Raw genomic sequence first — 3424 nt, forward strand, 5'->3', positions numbered from 1 at the left:
CAGTTCTTCCAGTTCGCGTTCGGTCTGGGCCTGGGCTTCGTCCAGTTCTTCCAGTTCGCGTTCGGTCTGGGCCTGGGCTKCGTCCAGGGTCAGCGCTTCTTCCACATCCAGGCCTTTGCCGGCGTCGATCACCACATCGTGGATGCCGGCCTTGATGATCTTGTTGATCTCATCCTGGCTGGCGATGACGAAGCGATTGCGGACGAAGGGATGCGTCATCCAGTCACAACTCAGGTCGTGGATGTACATGCCGACCTTCAGCTGAGACGAATCGACTTTTTTGAGCATGCTTTTATCTGAATAGGACAGCGTGGAACACGCTAGAATGATAAATGTTTCCTAATGAAATGACTACTTAACGCTGCACATTCACATGGAACTGCGCCAACTTCGTTACTTTGTCGCCATAGTCGACCACGGATCGCTGTCCCGCGCGGCCGTGGTATTGCATGTGGCGCAACCTGCGCTGACGCAGCAATTGCGCCAGCTGGAGGAGGAACTGGGCGCGCAGTTGCTGCATCGAAGCGCGCAGGGCGTGGTCAGCACGGACGCAGGGAAAGTGTTCTACGAACATGCCCAGGCCATCCTGAAACAGGTGGCCGATGCACGCACCGCCGTGACCCAGTCGGCCAGGCCTTCCGGCAGCGTGACTTTGGGGCTGCCGCACAGCATTTCGGCAGCCCTTGCCCTGCCCCTGCTGACAGCGGCGCGCGAGCAGTTTCCGGATATCACTTTGCAACTGACCGAAGAGCTGACGGGCAATCTGGCCGAGCAATTGAAGAGCGGACGCGTCAACCTTGCCGTCCTGTTCGATGATGGCCAGCTGACGCCATTCACCACCGCCGTGCTGGCGGAAGAAGCGCTCAGCTATATCTGCCGCGCCGATCTGCCGGTGTTCGAAGGCCGCGAAGCCATCACTCTCAAGCAGGCGCTGCACACCACGCTGATCCTGCCGGGCTTGCAGCATGGCGTGCGTCCCCGCATAGAAGCCGTGGCGCGGGCGGCCGGGCTCGCGGTAGGCGACGTGATTGAAATTAACTCTATAGCAATCCTGAAATCGGCCATCATGGCCGGCATGGGCGCCACCATCCTGCCGGTGGCGCCTGTGCTGCAAGACATCGAACGTGGCGCCATGCGCGCCCACCGCATCAAAGATCCGGCCATCAGCCGTACCGTCGTTCTGTGCGCATCACGCAACATTCCGCTGACAAATGCCGCTAACGCGATCTGTTCTCTGGCGAAACAGGTAGCGGCCGACCTGTGCGCCAGTGGTGTCTGGCCAGGGGCGGAGACCAAACCTGGGGCGTAGACCTGGTGGCAGGCACCCCATTCGCTGCTGTCCGATTGGTCGAGCACTGACGATTGGGGTGCCTGCCACCCGTTTTGGGCCATCGGTTTTTCTTATACCCCCATCCCCAAACCGTATTTCCGTATACGTAAAGTAAACCGTAAACTGGCGGACTGAAAAAGGCTGCAAACCCGCAGCCGCTGTGTCTAGGCAAGGATGCGCTTACCCGGCGCTCACCTGTGCCAGCCACGCACCGAATCATGAATTTTGGAGACAGCCCCCATGCCAGATACCACGGCAACCGGCAGCAACTCGCCTGCACTGAACGACGTCAAGCTCGACGATAAGTACACTTCCACCTCCGGCAAAATTTTCCTCTCCGGTATTCAAGCCCTGGTGCGCCTGCCGCTGGTGCAGCAAATCCGCGACCAGAAAACGGGGCTGAACACGGGCGGCTTCATTTCCGGCTACCGCGGTTCGCCGCTGGGCGGCCTGGACGAAACGCTGTGGAAGGCCAAGAAGCACCTGGAAGCGCACAATGTGCAGTTCGTGCCGGGCGTGAACGAAGACCTGGCAGCGACCGCCGTCTGGGGTTCGCAGCAGGTTGACCTGATCGGCCCGTCCAAGTACGACGGCGTGTTCGCCATGTGGTACGGCAAGGGTCCCGGCGTGGACCGCTGCGGCGACGTCTTCAAACACATGAACCATGCCGGCACGTCGAAGCACGGCGGCATCCTGCTGGTGGCCGGCGACGACCACGGCGCCTACTCCTCCACCCTGCCGCACCAGTCCGACCACATCTTTTCCGCCTGCATGATCCCTGTGCTGTATCCATGCAATGTGCAGGAATACCTGGACCTGGGCGTGCACGGCTGGGCCATGTCGCGCTTCTCCGGTTGCGCCGTGGCTTTCAAGGCGCTGGCCGACACCGTCGAGTCGAGCGCTTCGGTGGATGCCGATCCGTTCCGCGTCGATGTGAAGGTCCCGAAAGACTTCGTGATGCCGGAAGGCGGCCTGAATGCACGCCTGTCCAGCATTCCGCTGGGCCAGCAAGCCCGCAATCAGGAAGCCCTGATGCAGGACTACAAAATCTACGCAGCGCTGGCCTATGCGCGCGAGAACAAGCTGAATCACACCACCATCGATTCCAAGGACGCCAAGCTGGGCATCATCGCCTCCGGCAAGTCCTACCTCGACGTGCTGGAAGCGCTGGAAGAACTGGGCATCGATGAGGACATGGCCGCCAAGCTCGGCCTGCGCCTGTTCAAAGTCTCCATGCCATGGCCGCTGGAGCCGGAATCGGTGCGCGAATTCGCACAGGGCCTGGACGAGATCCTGGTGGTGGAAGAGAAGCGCCAGTTCGTTGAGTACCAGCTGAAGGAACAGCTGTACAACTGGCGCGACGACGTGCGTCCGCACATCATCGGCAAGTTCGACGACAAGGGCGAATGGGTTGCGCCGCGCGGCGAGTGGCTGTTGCCGCCGAAGGCTGACTTCTCCGTGTCGCAAGTAGCGCGCGTGATCGCCGGCCGCATCGCCCGCTACATCGCCGACACCAATATCCAGGACCAGATCAAGGCCCGCCTGACCTTCCTGGAAGCAAAGGACGCGGTGCTGAAGAAGGCGATCGAAACACCATTCCGTCCCGCCTTCTATTGCTCCGGCTGCCCGCACAACACCTCGACCAAGGTGCCGGAAGGCTCGTTCGCACTGGCCGGTATCGGCTGCCATGTGATGGCAACCTCGATCTACCCGGAGATGAACAAGCTGACCACCCACATGGGCGGCGAAGGCACGCCGTGGATCGGCCAGGCTGCATTCTCCAAAGTGCCGCACGTGTTCCAGAACCTGGGCGATGGCACCTATTTCCACTCCGGCTATCTGGCGATCCGCGCGGCCGTGGCGGCGAAGGTCAACATCACCTACAAGATCCTGTACAACGACGCAGTAGCAATGACCGGCGGCCAGCCGGTGGACGGCACCGTGTCCGTACCGATGATCGCGCAGCAGATGGCCGCTGAAGGCATCAAGCGCATCGCGCTGGTGACGGAAGACTTGTCGCGCTACACCGACCGCTCTGCCCTGCCTTCCATCGTGTCCCTGCACGACCGCAAGGAGATGGATGCGGTGCAGCGC

Annotated in this window: 3 protein-coding genes; 2 read left to right on the forward strand and 1 reads right to left on the reverse strand. The window is 61.2% G+C overall.

The window, feature by feature from the left end:
- A partial coding sequence (locus AB4Z11_RS27025; protein WP_442028929.1) for a DUF3391 domain-containing protein occupies positions 1-288 on the reverse strand: 288 nt, incomplete at its 3' end.
- Positions 289-373: 85 nt separating this feature from the next.
- Between AB4Z11_RS27025 and AB4Z11_RS27030 the strand changes: the two genes are divergently transcribed.
- On the forward strand, positions 374-1309 hold the full coding sequence (locus AB4Z11_RS27030; RefSeq protein ID WP_442028930.1) for a LysR substrate-binding domain-containing protein: 936 nt from the start codon (positions 374-376) through the stop codon (positions 1307-1309).
- Between the two features lie 261 nt (positions 1310-1570).
- A partial coding sequence (locus AB4Z11_RS27035) for an indolepyruvate ferredoxin oxidoreductase family protein (protein ID WP_442028931.1) occupies positions 1571-3424 on the forward strand: 1854 nt, incomplete at its 3' end.

Source organism: Pseudoduganella sp. RAF53_2, from assembly GCF_052113985.1.
GTDB lineage: Bacteria > Pseudomonadota > Gammaproteobacteria > Burkholderiales > Burkholderiaceae_D > Rugamonas.